The following is a 16,459-nucleotide window of genomic DNA, read 5'->3' on the forward strand; positions in this document are numbered from 1 at the left end:
TTACCTCAACTGCTGCAGCATCTTCTGGATTGCTGCAATGTCTTCTGCGATGTACCCCTGATAGGCGGCAAAAGTTTCGACTTTCTGCGCCTTCTGCTCCTTGACGGATGCAATGCTGTTCTGCAGCTGCTCCAGCTTCTCGTCCAGCATCGACTTGTAGGCGGCCTGCACTTCCCGGGTGCTGGTCTCAATGTTGGTGCGGATCTGCGGGTAGAGCTTGTTGCAGATCTGCGGAATCACATTGTTGATAAAATTTCGTTTGACGATGTCCTCGTCCTTCTCTGCAAACAGCCCCTCCAGCAGGTGGATGATGTCCGGCAGCAGGATGATGATGACTTCCAGCCAGGGTGCGATGGCGTCGGTGGCAGCGGCCACAACGCCGGTGATGGCGTGGTAAAGGGTATTGTTGCGGTCATCCTTTTTGTGCTTGCCCAGCCCGGATTGGGGAGCGGGGGTAAAGGTGCCGCTGTCGATCAGGCTCTTCAGGTTGGAGGCGAGGTTGGTGGTCATCGTTACAAGATCCTCCGCGTCCATATCGTTGTGGACGAGCTGGTCAAACTGCAGCTCCGCAGTGATAGCATCGATCTGGCCGGATACGATGTTTTTCATGGATGCCACGAGCACCGGCCGAATGGTTTCCAGAATGATGGCCTTCACAGCGGTCTGGTTGCCGTTCAGCAAGGCGGTGGAAATGGTGTCGGCATGGGCGGTCAGCGCTTGCCGAACCGAGGCTAGGGTGGTCTCGGTCTGGGAATCGAGCTTGTCCTGTGCCTGCTGTGTTTTCTGGTCAAACGCGTCCGCGAGCTGTTTCTTGCTGCGCTCAAAATTGCGGAGGCTTTCGTCCAAATCGTGGGTGTCCAGACTGAGTTTGCGCTGCTCGATCTGCAACAGTTTTTCTGTGTTTTCCAGATCGATGCGCAGCTGCCGGGTCATGATACGGTCGAAGGCTTTCTGTGCATGGAACTGTCCGAGAATGGATTCCAGCTGGGTACAGCAATCCTCTGCCCGGGCAGAGATGGGATAGACTTTGTACGGGAAGCCCCACATTTCCAGAGTTCCCTGTGCGGCGGATACGATCTGCTCCACGGTATCCGGGGTGATTTTGTCGCACTTGTTAAGGACAACAGCAATCTGATTGCTATAATGCGAGATCTCCCGGATGAACTGCAGGGTGGTTTCGTCCAGACCGCCCTTCTCCTGATCAACGACTACTAGATAGGCTGAGCCGACCCCGATGTAGTTCGACAGGGCCTGCGCATGGGCCTCGATGCCGGAATCGAACCCCGGGGTATCCACGATGGTATAGTCCGCAATGCGTGCCAGCGCAGGGGCATTCACATGGTATTCCAGATGGCTGTACTCCTCCGGAAGATATTCCTTGCCAGCCTGCAACTCCTCGCAGGAGCCGTCCTTCCGGTAGGCAAAGGCCTGCTCGGTGGTGTCATAGACCAGCTCGGTGGCAAGCGCAGTCTGCGGCTGCTGGGCCTCCTTGAGAAAAGCTGGCCGCTGCAGCAGTGCGTTCAGCAGGGCACTTTTGCCGGCACTGAAATGCCCCACCACAAGCAGCTTGATTTCAAAATGATCTCGCAGCTCTTCGGACAGCTGAAATGCGTCCTGAAAATTCCGGTCCGGATAATGTGCTTCCAACTGCTGGCGCATCGCAAGTGCATGGTCAAACTTTTTACGATCTACCATTGTTTTTCTCCTTCTTCTTGGATACTGTCGCTTCTGAACGGCCCGGCATCCGGCATGGCGTTGCCGAAATTCGCAAAAATCAGACGAGATTTGTGAAATTCATAGTGCGATTATAACATAAATTGCATAAAAATACCATAGGGCGAGCCGCAAATCTGTACGTAAGCGGTTTCTGCTGGATGCAGGTCCAGTATACAAAATAAAAACGACAGAATCTGTCATTCTTCAATAATATAATCGAATTGCATTTTAAACAGATTTTTCGTATACTGAACACAGGAAGTGGGGGCTGAACAATGGGCTATTCCAAAAACGAACGAATTTTAGACCTTTATGAGCAGTTATGTGCAGGCAGGACGCTGACCAAAGTCAAAGAAGCACTCCGGTTTGGCATTGACGAGCGTTCTGTCCAGCGGGACATTGATGACATCCGGGCATTTCTTGCCGAACGTAACATAGCAAAAGGAGAGAACCGGCAGATCATTTATGACCGGCAGCAAAAGGGCTTCCGGCTGGTGGGCAGTCCCTCGCCGCTGATGACCAACAGTGAAATCCTGGCAGTCAGCAAAATTTTACTGGAAAGCAGAGCCTTTACCAAAGAAGAAATGTCGGGCATTCTAAACAAGCTGGTGGCAGGCTGCGTTCCGCTGGAAAATATCAAGCTGGTTTCTGCACTGGTGTCCAATGAGCTGTTTCATTATGTGGAGCTGACCCATCCGGTAGGCATTCAGGATAAGCTGTGGGAGATTGGGTGCGATATCCAGCAGCATCATCTGATGCGTATCCGCTATCAGCGGCAGGGCGCAGACGCGGCATCTGCGGTGGAGCGCATTGTGGAGCCGGTGTCTATCCTGTTTTCGGAGTATTATTTCTATCTGAATGCCTACATCACGAAAGAAAACGATGGAAAGTATACCCGCAAGTACGATTACCCGGCCATTTTTCGCATCGACCGCATTGCGGACTATAAAATTATGGAGCAGACGTTTTCGCTGCCGTATGCCAGCCGGTTTCAGGAGGGCGAGTTCCGCAAACGGGTGCAGTTCATGTATCCGGGGCGGCTGCAAAGCATCCGGCTGCGCTACACGGGCAGCAGCGTGGAAGCTATCCTTGACCGCCTGCCCACGGCAAAAATCGTCTCACAGGATGCAAATGGGTATCTTGTCGAGGCCGAGATTTACGGCAACGGCATCGTGATGTGGCTGCTCAGTCAAGGGAATCGAGTCGAGGTGCTTGCACCGCAGACTCTACGGGAAGAGATGTTCCGTGTGCTGACGGCCATGCTGGAACGATACCAGCCCTGAAACAGGGCAATCCGCTTTTCACGCAACAGCAACAACACTGGTTTGCAGGTCGTAGACAAAAAGCAAAGATGACAAAATTGTCATTTCAGGTGAACAGAATAATACAGGCAAAATAGAAAGGAGAAAAAGATCATGAGAAAGACACACGCACCGGACACCGTCAGACAACCTTTGCCACCGGAGAAACCGCACCGCAGAAGGTTGGGGCGCAAACTGGCAGATTCGCTGGAAGTAGTGCCGCAGAAACCAGCACTGGAATCCTTTCCTGTGGAAGAACTGGACGGCAGTGGAATGATCCATGCAGAAAAGCCGATTCGTCCTACCCCACTCCCGCCACCACAGGAGCTGATTTACTGATGGTCATTTTTATGGGGAAATATAGAAAAAACGACATTTCCGTAGGACAAAAAGTATGATAGAAGGAGACATATGAGAGAGCCAAATAAATCGGAAGTTGGAGAATCGTGCTATATAAAACGAACCCGTAATAAGCATAAAATTGTGAAGCGTCTAATTTTCTCTTGACAACATACGGTCTTGCCTTTGAAATAATCTTGGAGAATACTGCACGAATAAATTCTCTGACATCGTTCATTGCAATCAAACCAGTCACTTCCTTCCCATTCTTTCAACAAAAAACGTAGCGTACCCCAATTCTATGGGCTGCACTGCGTCTGAGCGTCTGGCGGCTTGCTTGATTCAACTATTCTGCCGCTAATTTCAAAAATTTCTTGTCCGACTGAATGCTCTGGGTCACAAACTTCCCATCCCGGAACAATGCGTATGTTGTGACCGGTGCAGGAACATTCTGAGCCGTCTCTTTCTCGGTGATGTGGATGGCTTTGAACGGGATTCCATGTTCCTTTGCAATCTCCTGCACCTTTGGCACCCAATAATAGGTGTAGGGGCACTGGTCGGTATAGTAGAGGACAAAGCCGTTTTCCTCCACCTTGGGATGCTTGGCACAGTCTTTAAATCTTGGCGGCTGGGCACTCTCTGCAAGGGGCAGATACATGAGGTTGATCCCGCAATCGGAGATGTCCGAAACCTTAAAGCCCTTATGGGTCAAAAACTTGGGGTCCGCGAGAAACTCCCGTTTGCGCCCCTCGGCACACAGAATGCAAACGCCGTTTTTGCCCTGCGCCTTGGCATCCCGAAGGCATTCTTCCAGCAGCTCGCTGGAATAGCCGTGCCCTTTCAGGGAGCCGGAGACCCACAGACAGTTGATATAAAGCCAGCCTGCCGCTTCAATGGGCACCCATGCGTTTTCTGCCGGGATGTACTCGATAAAGCACTTGCCGCGCTCCGCACTGCGGTAAAAAACAAGCCCCTCCTCAAATCGCTGCTTAAGCCATTCCTTCTTGGCAAGGCTCTGTTTGCCGGACATGGCACAACAGATGTGTTCCTTGTCGATGTTTTCTTTTGTGATTCGGATATACTCCATCGAAGCGTCCTCCTATATCCTTATGCCTTTTCCGGCACAGTTTCTTCCATTTTTCCGTCTTTGAAGCGGATCACGCAGGTATACCTGCACTTGGGGCAGAATAGCGGAAAATCTTCCAGTACCGTATGCTCCCGGATCATGGTGCGTGTTTTGCTGCCGCACTTCGGGCAGCGTATCCAATCCGTTTTATCCATTGTTCGTACCCTCCTTCTGGATCTCCTCCCGCTTGCGCTTCCGGATCTGTTCGTTCAACGCTGCTGCCATGTAAAAGCTCTGTCCGAAGTCGATGAGATGCCACATTACCTTTGCCACCAGAATAAACGTGCCGTAAATAAGTCCATCCAGCGTGTTGTACCAAAAACCCCAGTTATGGGCAAGAGGGAGCAGCACCGCTTCCAGCAGAATTACGTGCAGGATGGTGCGGGTCCACCATGCACGATTGCTCAGTTCTTCGTTGGAGGCATAGATGAGAAGGGTCAGCATACTGACCAGCGTCAGCAGGATGCAGCGTCCCAAAAACGTGACGACAGGAAGTTCGCTGGTGGGGTTGAACAGCAGACACATGAAAAAGGTGCTGAGCATGATAAGTCCATACACAAAAACAAACCGATGCAGCCAGAATTCGATCTTTTTCATACGCTCCTCCTTATCGTCCCAGCAGCCGTTTGAGCGTGCTGACATACTGCCGGGATATGATCACTTTTTCGCCATTGTCCAGAACCGCCTCAAAGCGGCCGGAAAGAGAGGGCAGGACATAATCTATTTTCCCGGCATTCAGGATCATGGACTTGCTGCACCGGAACAGCATGGTGCCCACACACAAAGCTTCAAATTCGTAGAGCTTCTGCTTGCTGGAAAACACCTCTTTCTGGCAGTAGAAAAAAGCGCTTCCGTCCACCACTTCAAAATAATGGATGTCGCCAAGTTTCAGCCAACACAGTTTCCCGTCTGCCATGCCGTTGACGGTGATCTGCCCGGCAGCAATGCCTTGGATCTCCTCCACCCAAGGCTCTTTGGGGGCGTGGCAGCGCAGCAAAACTTCTTCCGCTCGCTCTGGGGTAATCTGTTCCACCGTTACCTTCATGTCCTCACTCCTTTCCCTGTAAAGAATATAGCACAGAACGCCCGATTGTTCCATGATGGGTGCGGTAAGTTGTAAAAATCAGGGGGGTAAGTTGCAAAAAGGCCGCTGTGTCGCAGAGCGCTTCTCCGACACAGCGGCCTTTTCGTTTTTGGCTGCGGCTTATCGCATCCGTCCATCGCCGCCCATCAAGGCGGTCATTTCTTCAATATAGTCCAGCGGGAACGGCGGAGCGCACAACGGCTTCATGGCAATGCTCATGAGCTTCATGGGGTTGTCATCTGCCGCCACCCGGTTGGAGCTGAGTTTTCCGCAGCGTTTGCAGCGGTGGATGATGGCCCATTCGCCGCCCTTGCGCACCCAGACGGCCACCGGCTCCATGATGCCGCCGCAGTCGGAGGCACGGTCGCCGGGTTCTTCGTCCACATGAAGGCTGGACAGGCAGTTGGGGCAATGGTTGCGGTGGTCGCTCCCAGCATTTTGCGGGGTGCAGACCCGTCCGCAAACTTTGCAGGTAAAGGTATCGTTGCAGGCGTGGGTCTTATAGTAACCTTTTTCAAAGGTCTTACGTTTGTTTTCACGATTCATGGTAATATCCTCCTGAAGATCTGTGTCTGTTCGTCTTCGGGAGGAGTGGCTTGTGGTATTTGCCAGACCTCCCGGTCAGCCCACAAGCTCCAGTGCAAATGTTGTATGTTTCAAAAAGTTCTCCTTATATTTTTGTACCGTAAAATTCAGATTTTTGGGCCCTATGAACGTGTGCTGAAATTATCAAGCCTCCTTCCTTCGCCTTGGTTTTGGTGACGGCAATTCATCGTACATTGCCTCAACCAGTTTTGTGAGAAATTCTTTGTTACCAACCTCCTCCACCAACAGCATTTCTTTCGCTCCTTCATACGGAAAATCACAAACCGCCGCAGGCATACATTCCAAAGCAGATTTTGTTTTCTTTACAAGCAATCTGTCATCATAGATTCCGCCGACGATTTTGCCATGATAATAGAGGATGTATTCTCCCATCATAGACCGATACGAGATATCCTCTAAATCAGATAACTGTTCCAAAATGAAATGAAGATACTCTTTGCTGGAAGCCATAATTCTTACACCACTTTTCGCATTGCTCTGTTGGATGGTTTCATTTTTTTCCTCGTTCGATGTTAAAGGTACGGAAGAACAGCTTTACATGGGCGTCCAGCTTTTCAAGGCTTTCGGCTTCCCGCTCCGGCTGGCGGTCGCAGACACTGAGCAGGGTGATGACCGGAGAAACGTACATCCATGCCAATGTATCCGGGTCCTCGTCCCGAATTCCGCCGCCTGCGATCAGGGAGCGGAAAATTCCTGCATGGTAAGAGATCATACGGTCCACATAGCGTTCCGAGAACAATGCTGCAAGCTCCGGGGAGCGGAACTGCTCCAGCGTCATCATCCGGCGGAACTGACTGATCTGCTTATCGTGCAAAGAATACAGGAAGATCCGCCGGACTTTGTCCGCAAGAGCCTGCTCCGAAATATGAGAAAACGTAGGGCAGTCCTGCTTAACATTCTGCACATGAATGTCGATCCTGCCCGTATCTTTTTCGTAGTGGGCAGCCGTTGATTCCACGATGGCATCAAAAATCGCCTGCTTGCTGGGGAAATGGTTGTAAAGAGACGGAGCCTTGATGCCCACCGCTTTTGCAATTTCGCCCACGCTGACCGCATCATACCCTTTGGTCGAAAATAGTTCCAGAGATTTTTCTAGAATGCGCTGTTTGGTATCTTCCATTTTCCTTTGCCCTTTACTAACTAATATTTGTTAGTTCCACTATAATCAAAAAAGTTCCTATTGTCAAGAGTTTTTTAAGACAATGGAAACAAAATCGTTAGCGCAGACCAACAGCGTCCATAATTACTTCAATGCTTTCCACAGGTTGATTTCCCCAGTCGTGCTCAGCTTAACCGTGATAGTCTCCCGTAGCAGAATCTACGCAAACCTGCTAACGAGTGTCAATGGTCTGAACAAAAAATCAGCACTTCCTGCGACGGTGTACTGCCTGTTTTTCCCTGTATCCTGCGTGAATCGCCCTGTTTTGTGCGCGAATCACTGGCCACAGAATGCGGAAGCTGTGCTATAATATAAGCATCAGGACGTGGAAGGAACAGGGGGTGCAGCAATGAAGCTGCGGACAGCGATCGTGGAAGATCAGAAACCGGATGCCGAGCGGCTGGAACAGCTGCTGAAAAAGGCATTTGGCGAGGAAGAGATCCTTTGCAGGCGGTTTGTGTGCGGAGACGATTTTTTGAAGGAATTTCCGGGCGAGGGATATCAGGTGGTGTTTCTGGATATCTGCATGGAAGGCACAAACGGCATCGAGACGGCGCGGCAGCTGCGCGCCGCAGATCCGGAGCTGCTCATCGTGTTTGTGACATCCTCGCCGGAGTATGTGTGGGATGCCTTTCCGGTGCATCCGTTCGACTACCTGCTCAAACCGTATAAAGAAGAAAAGTTTGACCATCTGGCAGGGGAGCTGCGGCGGGTGCTGGGGCGGCAGCAGCCGGAGCTGGAGGTGCGTATTGCCCGCCAGACCGTGCATCTGCCGCTGAAAAAGATCCACTATGCCATGGCCCAGAACCATTTTGTAAAGGTCGTTACCGATGACGGCGAGTGCCGCGCTGCGGCAAACTTTGCACAGGTGCAGGAACAGCTGATGACCCAGCCGGACTTTCTGGTGTGCAACCGAGGGATCATCATTAACATGTCCAAGGTGCTGCGGTTCGACGGTGAATGCATTGAAATGCTGGATGGAGCCCGCCTGCCAGTGCGGCAGAAGGATAAAAAAAGCCTGCTGGCACAGTTTACGCAGTATCAGTTCCGCAATATGCAGCGGCAGATGTGAGCCCGGAGAGGAGAAATGCTTGTGAATTTTGCATTGTTTGGACGGTTTTTTCTGGAATTTGCAATGATGTATCCGGCAGAATACCTCTGCCTTGCCTCGCTGCAGGAGCACCTGCGTGCGCCGCGTAAAACCTATGCCATCGGTACATCGGTGATCACACTGATGAGTCTGGCTGGCGCAGCGGTGTGCAGCATGCTGGATATTGAAACGAACTTCCTGCTCATCCCGCTGCTCATCATCAGCTTCTGGCTGCTGCGCTGGCGCACCGACCGGGAAGTATCGATCAGTCAGACCATGTTTCTGTTCTCGGTGTCGGCAGTGATGATGTCCGTGTGCACCCTGCTTGCCGTCGTGCTGAATGCGGAAGCCGAGCTGGACAATGCACTGCCGGTGTTTCTGCCCAGCACCTCGGTCATCTGCCTGACCCTCTCGGTGATACTCAGCACCATCTTCCGCTTTACAGCAGTGCGCTGGAGCCGGTGGCTGCTGCAGGAGTACCACGGCGAAGCGTTCTGGGAGTCGGCATGGCCGCTGCCGGCGCTGTACGCGGCGTTTCTGGTGTTCTGCATGCCGAAGGAAATCGGTATCGTCCTGATGAACCGCATCCGCATCATTGCAGTGCTGGCGGTGAGCATCTCACTGCTGGGCATCTTTCTGCTGCTGTACGAGATGTACCACGTGGCAAAGGAGTACACCCGCAGTTCTCAGCTGGATCGTGAAAACCAGTTGCTGGCCGTGGAGTCCCGCCGTTATATGGAGCTGCGCAGCTATCTGGAACAGACCCGCCACCTGCGGCACGATTTCCGCCAGCATCTGCATGTGATCTCCGGCCTGACCGAGGCCGGGCGGCTGGACGAACTGAAAAGCTACCTGAGCCAGTACGAGAGCGAGCTCAGCGATGCCCGGCCCACCCTGTGTGCCAACGCTGCGGTGGATGCGCTTGCCGGCCACTACGATTATGAGGCCCGGAGACAGGGCATTCCGGTGGAATGGAAACTGGAACTGCCCAGATTCCTGCCCCTGCCGGAAGCCGACCTGTGCACCATTCTTGGCAATCTGCTGGAAAATGCGCTCCATGCCAGCCAGAAGCTGCCGCCGGAAGAACGGCAGGTCAAGGTGCTGGCCCGGATGCTCAGTCCGGCCATGATGGGCTTAATGGTGGAAAACCGCTACGATGGTGTGCTGAAAAAGCAGGGCCGCGTTCTGCACTCCACCAAGCATGACGGACAGGGCATCGGCCTTGTTTCCGTCGAAACTGCTGTGCACAGGTATAACGGCAATCTGACGGTGGAAACGGGCGGCAACGTTTTCCGGGCCAATGTGCTGCTGAACCTGTAGAATATTCCTGCCCTCAGGCACCGGCTTTTTTGCACAAGCCGGTGCTTTTTGGTTGCACTTTCCCCGGGAAATCGGTATACTTAAACGAAAGACTGGGTACAGCAGGGCAGGAGGGGAGCGTATGGCACCGAACAAAACTACGCGGGGCGGGATCTCCCTGCGCCGCAGGGTCACGGCATGGCTTGCCGCGATTTTACTGGTAACGATGCTTTCCAACGGCATCGCCACGGTGGTGGGTCAGTGGGCCGTGCGCGCCTTTGACGCGCTGCTGGCCGACAACGCCGCCTGTTACACGGTGCAGGATGCCATCAAGGACGAAACACAGGCTTTTGCACGCTATGTGCGGCAGCCCACCTCGGAAAGTGAGCAGGCCTACACCGCCGCCTGCGCTGCGGCCGAACAGAGCCTTGCGGCCCTGCCCTTCGATTATGCCCGCATCGGTGCGGAACGCTATGCCCGCACATGGAACCTTCTGCAGGGCTACGAGGGCTACCGGCAGGAGCGGGACGCTTTTTTGCGGCTTTCGCCCTCAGCGGATACCTACATCGAACGGATGTACCATGTGATGGCCCTGCAGGATTATCTTGCCGAGTATGCACTGCGGCTGACGCAGGCCACACTGGAACAGGAAAATACCCTTTACAGCAGCACGGCGGCCCACATCCGGCATCTGCCGTGGCTGTATCTGGGGCTGTTCCTGACGGCGGCAGCACTGATGGTGCTGCTGGTGCGGGGGCTGAGCCGCGCGGTGGTGCGCCCGCTGCTGGAGCTGGCGCAGGCTTCCCGCAGCATTGCCGAGGGGGATCTTTCCGGTCCGGATCTGCCGATAAAAAGCAGCGACGAGGTGGGGCGGCTGACAGGCACCTTCAATCAGATGAAGCACGCCATGGCTCAGCAGCTGAGCACCCAGCAGGCCCTGCACCGGGAAGAGGTGCGGAACCTTGCATTGGAAAAAGATCTGGAACACACCCGACTGGAAGTGCTCAAGAGTCAGGTGAACCCGCATTTCCTGTTCAATACCCTGAACATGATCTCCTGCATGGCCCGGCTGGAGGATGCTTCCACCACCGACCAGATGATCGTGCATCTGGGCAGCCTGTTCCGGCATAATCTGCGCACCAAGCGTCAGCAGATCACACTGGAAGAGGAACTGGACGGGCTGGAAGATTATATCTATCTGCAGCAGATGCGGTTCGATGGACGCATTACGGTGGAAAAGAGCATCCGGGTGCAGCCTGCGGCGGTGCTGGTGCCGTCCTTTATACTGCAGCCGGTGGTGGAAAATGCATACTCTCACGGGCTCAAGTCCTGCGAGGAAGGCGGGCGCGTCCTGCTGCGGGCATGGATGCAGGGCAGCGTGCTGGTGCTCACGGTCGCGGACAACGGCAGGGGAATGACGGCAGAGGAACTGGATACCCTGCAGGCCCGGATCGCCCAGAGTGAGCAGACCGGCCGCAGCATTGGCCTTGGCAATATTTCCCGCCGCATCGGGATGCTGTATCCGGGCGGCAAAATGCAGGTATACAGCCGCGCAGGCCGCGGCACAGTGGTGCGGTTTGAGATCCCACAGACGCAGTGGACGGAAGAAAGGGAGGGAGAACCTTCGTGAAGTGCAAATTGCTGGTGGCAGAGGATGAATTGATCGAGCGCAAGGTGCTGTGCAAGACGCTGCAGAAATATCTGGGGGATCTGATCAGCCTGTACGAGGCGAAAAACGGCAGGGAAGCCATGGAGCTCTTTGCGCGCGAAGCACCGCAGGTGGCGGTTCTGGACATCGAAATGCCTGGCTTCACCGGGCTGGAAGTGGCCCGCAAGATCCGCGAGACAGACAAAAATTGCGCGATCCTGTTCCTGACCGGATTTGACAAGTTCGACTACGCGCGGCAGGCGATCTCCGTGCGGGCCATGGAGTATCTGCTCAAGCCCTACAACGAGCAGGAACTGGTGTTTGCGGTGGAGGAAGCCATCCGGCAGGTGTCGGTGCAGCTGCCTGCCCGCCCGCTGCAAGCCCCTGTGCCGGAGGAGCCTGTCCGCCCAGAGGAGGACGGGGACATGCGCACCGCCATCATCCGGGCCGAGATCGGCAGCTTTATCGATGCCCACTATCGGGAAGACATCTCCATGCAGGATGCCGCAGCTGCCCTGCGTTACTCGGATGCTTACTTCTGCAAGCTGTTCAAACAGTGTTTCAAGGTGAATTTTTCGGCCTATCTGAACGAATACCGGGTGAACAGGGCCCGCCAGCTGATGCTGGACCCGCGCCTGAACATGAAGGACATCGGTGCGGCTGTGGGCTACAGCGATGCCAACTATTTTACAAGGGTGTTCAAGCGCCTGACGGGCCAGACCCCTTCGGAGTACCGCATGGCCGCAGCGGAAAAAGCGGTACAAGGATAAAACGGATAGAAAAGAAGCACTCGTTCTTTCCTGCCTGTCAGCAGGAAAAGGACGGGTGCTTCTTTGTTTTTGCCAGTTTCTTTCGTCTAAGGAATGCAAAAATTGTACTTGGATACAACAAAGACAAAATCGTCCTGCGTTTCGCAAAATAATCCGATTTCGCAAAAATTCACGGTTTGTTAAAATCTAATCATAGAAAAAGAGAGAAAAGAGAGGATGCAATTCATGAAGAGAAGAACGTTTCTGTCGCTGATGGGCGCTGCGGCACTGACCAGCGGCATGATGTTCACCGGCTGCGGAGCAGGCTCCGACGGCGATGACCGCAAGATCGTGCGCATCGGCCATGTGCAGTCCCAGACCCACCCGGATCATCTGGGTCTGGAAGCCTTTGCCAACTACATCAACGAGAAACTGGGCGACAAGTACCGCGTGGAAGTGTACCCCAGCGAGCTGCTTGGCTCTCAGACCGAAATGGTGCAGCTGACCCAGACCGGTGCCATCGACTTTGTGGTGGCATCCACTGCCATCATGGAGACCTTCAGTGCCAAGTACCAGATCTTCAACCTGCCGTATCTGTTCTCCGGCGTGGAAGCCTACCACGAGGCAATGGACGACCCCGAGGTGACCGATCCCATTTTCAAGACCACCTCCAAGGCCGGTCTGGAAACGGTGGCATGGCTGGACGCAGGCACCCGCAACTTCTACACCATCAAGACCCCCATCAACCAGCCCTCCGACCTGAAGGGCCTGAAGATCCGCGTGCAGCAGTCGCCCACCAACGTGGAAATGATGCGCCTGCTGGGCGGCACCGCCACCCCTATGGGCTTCGGTGATGTGTACACTGCACTGCAGGCTGGTATTCTGGATGGTGCCGAGAACAACGAGCTGGCCCTGACGGATAACGGCCACGGTGATATCTGCAAGTATTACTCCTACGATATGCACCAGATGGTGCCGGATCTTCTGGTGGCAAACTACGCCTTCCTGAACGAGCTCAGCGCCGAGGAGCGCGCCATCTTTGAAGAGGGCTTTCAGATCGTAAAGAGCACCGAGCAGGATGCATGGGAGGATGCTGTGGCCGAGGCCAAGGACAAGGCTGAGAATGAGCAGCATGTCAACTTCATCTATCCGGACACTGCACCGTTCCAGGAGGCCATGGCCCCCCTGCACGATTCCGTGCTGGCAGCAAATCCGGAGCTGCAGCCCATTTATGATCGGATCCAGCAGCACAACGCTGCCCATACTGCGGACTGAGGAGGAGCATCATGGAAAAACTGAGAAATACTCTGAACAAGCTGCTCAACCTGCTGGCAGGCCTGAGCATGACGGTCATGGTGGTGCTGACTACCTATCAGGTCATCGTCCGTTACATCTTCAATTCGCCCTCCACATGGTCGGAAGAGCTGGTGGGCTATCTGTTCGGCTGGAGCACCATGCTGGGCGCTACCATCGTTTCCGGTGAGCGCGGCCACATGAACATCCCCGTGCTGGTAGACCGGTTCAACCCCACCATGCGCAAGGCGTTCCACATTTTTGCTGAGGTCATCGCCTTCATCTTCTCTGCTGCCATTCTGGTCTTCGGCGGTTTTCAGGTGTCCAAGCTGGCTATGGGCCAGCAGACCTCCTCGCTGGGCGTGGCCGTGGGTGTGTTCTACTGGGTCATGCCGGTCTGCGGTGTGATCATTCTGGTGTATTCCGTGCTGAACATTATCGGCATCGCCAACGGCTCTATCTGTCTGGATGCCCCGGAGGATGCAGACTTTGCAAAGGTGGAAGCCGAAATGACTGCCGATGCTGACAAGGAAAACAAGGAGGACTAAGCTGTGGCAATTCAAGCATTACTCGTGATCCTGGCAGTGCTGCTGGCGCTGCTGTTTCTCGGCGTGCCTATCTCGTACGCCATTGCAGTCTCTTCGCTGACTGCCATCCTTTCTTCCATCGACCTGAACGTGGCTGTGCTGACGGCTGCTCAGCGCACCTTTGTGGGTATGAGCAAGTTCAGCCTGACCGCCATCCCGTTCTTCATTCTGGCGGGCAACATCATGAATCAGGGCGGCATCGCCAAGCGCCTGGTGGATTTCGTCATGGCCATTCTGGGCAAGCTGCCCGGCGCACTGCTGGTGACCAACATCGGCACCAACGCCCTGTTTGGTGCCATTTCTGGTTCCGCCTCCGCCGCGGCTGCCGCCGTCGGCTCCATGATCCGCGACGGTGCCGAGGAGCAGGGCTACGACCCCGCCGTTACTGCTGCCACCAACGCCGCCTCTTCCTGCTCCGGCCTGCTGATCCCGCCGTCCAACGCTCTGATCACCTACTCTTTGGCGTCCGGCGGCACCTCTGTGGCTGCGCTGTTCATGGCCGGTTACATCCCCGGCATCATCTGGGCACTGTGCTGCTGTGTGGTGGGCGTGCTGCTGGCTGTCAAGCTGGGCTATAAAGGCACTCCCGGCAAGTTCGACTGGAAAAATCTCGGCGTATGCACCCTGCGCGCCCTGCCTTCTCTGTCCCTGATCATCGTGGTCATCGGCGGCATCATCGGCGGCGTGTTCTCTGCCACCGAGGGCTCTGCCATCGCGGTCGTCTACGCGCTGGTGCTGGCTTTCTGCTACCGTTCCATCAACCTGAAGAGCCTGTGGAAGATCATTGTGGACTCTGCCAAGATGTCCGGCATGGTGGTGTTTCTGGTGGGTGTTTCCAACATTCTGGGCTGGGTCATGGCTTTCTTGCAGATCCCGGATGCTGTGGCGGCTGCCCTGCTCAGCCTGACCAGCAACAAGTATGTGATCCTGCTCATCATGAACGTGATCCTGCTGGTGTCCGGCACCTTCATGGACGTGACCCCGGCCATCCTCATCTTCACCCCGCTGTTCCTGCCCATCTGCCAGAGCTTTGGCATGAGCACAGTACAGTTCGGTCTGATCCTCGTGTATAACCTGTGCATCGGCAACATTACCCCGCCCGTGGGCAATGCGCTGTTCGTGGGCATCAAGGTGGGCCGCACCTCGCTTGCCAAGGTCATGCCGTACATGCTCATGTACTATGTGGCCATCATCGGCGGTCTGCTGCTGGTCACCTTTATCCCGGCAGTGTCTACCGCACTGCCTCAGGCAATGGGCCTGATGTAACAAAGACATCTCCTTTTCTTCTCCTAAAAGGCGGTACCTGCTTTGCGGCGGGCACCGCCTTTTCCTGTTGCACAACCCTGTGCCGCTGCGGTATACTATCAGCAAAAGGGGAGTGAGACAAGATGCGCAGACGAACTTTTCTGGCCGGGCTGGGCCTTGCTGCGCTGCAGCTGGCAGGCTGTGCCGCGCAGCCGCAGACCGTGCCGGACTTTGTGCTGACCTATGCCGACAACCAGCCTGCCGGGTACCCCACTACGCAGGGTGCGCAGTATTTTGCAGACCTTGTGCAGCAGCAGACCGGGGGCAGGGTGGTCGTTCAGGTCAAGGCGAACGGCGAGTACGGCTCGGAACAGCAGGTGTGGGAACAGCTTGCCATTGGCGGCGTGGATTTTGCGCGTGTGTCACTGTCGGTGGCCGCCGATGATCTGCCCCGGCTCAATGTGCTGCTGCTGCCGTACCTCTATCGGGATGCCGACCATATGTGGCGTGTGCTGGATGGCAGCATCGGGGAGGCGTTTTTGCAGGATTTTACCGCGCAGGGCATGGTGGGCCTGAGCTGGTATGACGCAGGTGCCCGCTCTTTCTATGCCCGTCAGCCGGTGCGCAGCCTGAGCGACCTGCAGGGCAAGACCGTCCGCGTACAGGACTCCCAGATCGTGATCGATATGATCCGCCTGCTGGGTGCAGTGCCGGAAACTTCGGCCTACAGTGACGTCTACTCGGCCTTTGAGACCGGACAGATCGATGCTGCTGAGAACAACTGGCCAGCCTACTATTCCATGGAGCACTACAAGGTGGCGCGGTACTACATGGCCGATGAACACAGCCGCGTGCCGGAGGTGCAGCTTGCTTCCGGCCGCACATGGAATGCACTGCCGGAGGAATACCGGCAGATCCTGCAGGAATGCGCCCGGGCATCGGCACAGTATGAGCGCCAGCTCTGGGCACAGGAGGAAACAACGGCCCGCGAAGCGGCGTTGGCGGGTGGGTGCCGGGAATTGCCGCTGCCCGAAGAAGAAATGCAGAACTTCCGCCAGCTGGTGCAGCCGCTGTACCAGAAATACTGTGCCGACTATCTGCCGCTGGTAGAAGAGATACAGCGGAATTGAGGCCGCTAAAGAATGATTCAAAAATATTCTCTTAATATTTCCTAAGAAATCTTTCGTGGAAAACGCGGCAGCGGGCTGGTATACTGA

General features: G+C 55.0%; 18 protein-coding genes. 10 read left to right on the forward strand and 8 right to left on the reverse strand.

Annotation, left to right across the window (positions count from 1 at the left end; all coding sequences use genetic code 11):
• The gene (locus ACKXF9_RS09380; RefSeq protein ID WP_418265996.1) at positions 1–1,695 is read right to left on the reverse strand and encodes a dynamin family protein; all 1,695 of its coding nucleotides are present in this window, start codon (positions 1,693–1,695) and stop codon (positions 1–3) included.
• Between the two features lie 296 nt (positions 1,696–1,991).
• On the opposite strand from ACKXF9_RS09380, the gene ACKXF9_RS09385 reads away from it, so the two are divergent.
• Together ACKXF9_RS09385 and ACKXF9_RS09390 are read left to right on the forward strand one after the other, a co-directional pair.
• Positions 1,992–2,999: a helix-turn-helix transcriptional regulator gene (locus ACKXF9_RS09385; RefSeq protein ID WP_339395645.1), complete on the forward strand. Its 1,008-nt coding sequence runs from the start codon at positions 1,992–1,994 to the stop codon at positions 2,997–2,999.
• Positions 3,000–3,131: 132 nt separating this feature from the next.
• Positions 3,132–3,356, forward strand: a complete 225-nt coding sequence (locus tag ACKXF9_RS09390) for a hypothetical protein (RefSeq protein ID WP_418265997.1) — start codon at positions 3,132–3,134, stop codon at positions 3,354–3,356.
• Between the two features lie 346 nt (positions 3,357–3,702).
• Here the strand turns inward: ACKXF9_RS09390 and ACKXF9_RS09395 are convergent, their stop codons facing one another.
• From ACKXF9_RS09395 to ACKXF9_RS09425, 7 genes are all read right to left on the reverse strand, one after another.
• Positions 3,703–4,443: an N-acetyltransferase gene (locus ACKXF9_RS09395; protein WP_348583395.1), complete on the reverse strand. Its 741-nt coding sequence runs from the start codon at positions 4,441–4,443 to the stop codon at positions 3,703–3,705.
• 20 nt (positions 4,444–4,463) lie between these two features.
• Entirely contained in the window at positions 4,464–4,637 is a 174-nt protein-coding gene (locus ACKXF9_RS09400) for a cysteine-rich KTR domain-containing protein (RefSeq protein WP_348583396.1), read from the reverse strand.
• Positions 4,630–5,079 carry a hypothetical protein gene (locus ACKXF9_RS09405; RefSeq protein ID WP_418265998.1) on the reverse strand — a complete coding sequence of 150 codons (450 nt, stop codon included), beginning with the start codon at positions 5,077–5,079 and terminating at the stop codon, positions 4,630–4,632. The genes ACKXF9_RS09400 and ACKXF9_RS09405 overlap by 8 nt, the downstream gene beginning before the upstream one ends.
• A 10-nt stretch (positions 5,080–5,089) precedes the next feature.
• Positions 5,090–5,527, reverse strand: coding sequence for a LytTR family DNA-binding domain-containing protein (locus tag ACKXF9_RS09410; protein WP_418265999.1), 438 nt, complete (start codon positions 5,525–5,527; stop codon positions 5,090–5,092).
• A gap of 159 nt (positions 5,528–5,686) precedes the next feature.
• The gene (locus ACKXF9_RS09415; RefSeq protein WP_117504762.1) at positions 5,687–6,112 is read right to left on the reverse strand and encodes an RNHCP domain-containing protein; all 426 of its coding nucleotides are present in this window, start codon (positions 6,110–6,112) and stop codon (positions 5,687–5,689) included.
• 183 nt (positions 6,113–6,295) lie between these two features.
• A complete protein-coding gene (locus ACKXF9_RS09420) occupies positions 6,296–6,622 on the reverse strand; it encodes a TfoX/Sxy family protein (RefSeq protein WP_418266000.1) in 327 nt (108 codons plus the stop codon).
• A 40-nt stretch (positions 6,623–6,662) separates the two neighbouring features.
• Entirely contained in the window at positions 6,663–7,292 is a 630-nt protein-coding gene (locus tag ACKXF9_RS09425) for a TetR/AcrR family transcriptional regulator (RefSeq protein ID WP_418266001.1), read from the reverse strand.
• A 388-nt stretch (positions 7,293–7,680) separates the two neighbouring features.
• Between ACKXF9_RS09425 and ACKXF9_RS09430 the strand changes: the two genes are divergently transcribed.
• The 8 genes from ACKXF9_RS09430 (at position 7,681) to dctP (ending at position 16,372) form a co-directional block, all read left to right on the forward strand.
• Positions 7,681–8,403: a LytR/AlgR family response regulator transcription factor gene (locus tag ACKXF9_RS09430; RefSeq protein ID WP_418266002.1), complete on the forward strand. Its 723-nt coding sequence runs from the start codon at positions 7,681–7,683 to the stop codon at positions 8,401–8,403.
• A 15-nt stretch (positions 8,404–8,418) separates the two neighbouring features.
• Positions 8,419–9,741: a sensor histidine kinase gene (locus ACKXF9_RS09435; protein ID WP_418266003.1), complete on the forward strand. Its 1,323-nt coding sequence runs from the start codon at positions 8,419–8,421 to the stop codon at positions 9,739–9,741.
• Between the two features lie 121 nt (positions 9,742–9,862).
• A complete protein-coding gene (locus tag ACKXF9_RS09440; RefSeq protein ID WP_418266004.1) occupies positions 9,863–11,350 on the forward strand; it encodes a histidine kinase in 1,488 nt (495 codons plus the stop codon).
• Positions 11,347–12,138: a response regulator transcription factor gene (locus ACKXF9_RS09445; protein WP_249236756.1), complete on the forward strand. Its 792-nt coding sequence runs from the start codon at positions 11,347–11,349 to the stop codon at positions 12,136–12,138. The genes ACKXF9_RS09440 and ACKXF9_RS09445 overlap by 4 nt, the downstream gene beginning before the upstream one ends.
• 225 nt (positions 12,139–12,363) lie before the next feature.
• A complete protein-coding gene (locus ACKXF9_RS09450) occupies positions 12,364–13,392 on the forward strand; it encodes a TRAP transporter substrate-binding protein (RefSeq protein WP_418266005.1) in 1,029 nt (342 codons plus the stop codon).
• Positions 13,393–13,403: 11 nt separating this feature from the next.
• On the forward strand, positions 13,404–13,958 hold the full coding sequence (locus ACKXF9_RS09455; RefSeq protein WP_418266006.1) for a TRAP transporter small permease: 555 nt from the start codon (positions 13,404–13,406) through the stop codon (positions 13,956–13,958).
• Between the two features lie 3 nt (positions 13,959–13,961).
• On the forward strand, positions 13,962–15,263 hold the full coding sequence (locus tag ACKXF9_RS09460; protein ID WP_418266007.1) for a TRAP transporter large permease: 1,302 nt from the start codon (positions 13,962–13,964) through the stop codon (positions 15,261–15,263).
• 122 nt (positions 15,264–15,385) lie between these two features.
• Positions 15,386–16,372: a TRAP transporter substrate-binding protein DctP gene (dctP, locus tag ACKXF9_RS09465; RefSeq protein ID WP_418266008.1), complete on the forward strand. Its 987-nt coding sequence runs from the start codon at positions 15,386–15,388 to the stop codon at positions 16,370–16,372.
• The last annotated feature ends 87 nt before the right edge of the window (positions 16,373–16,459 follow it).

The organism is Faecalibacterium sp. 9 (assembly GCF_048320955.1).
Taxonomy (GTDB): domain Bacteria; phylum Bacillota; class Clostridia; order Oscillospirales; family Ruminococcaceae; genus Faecalibacterium; species Faecalibacterium wellingii.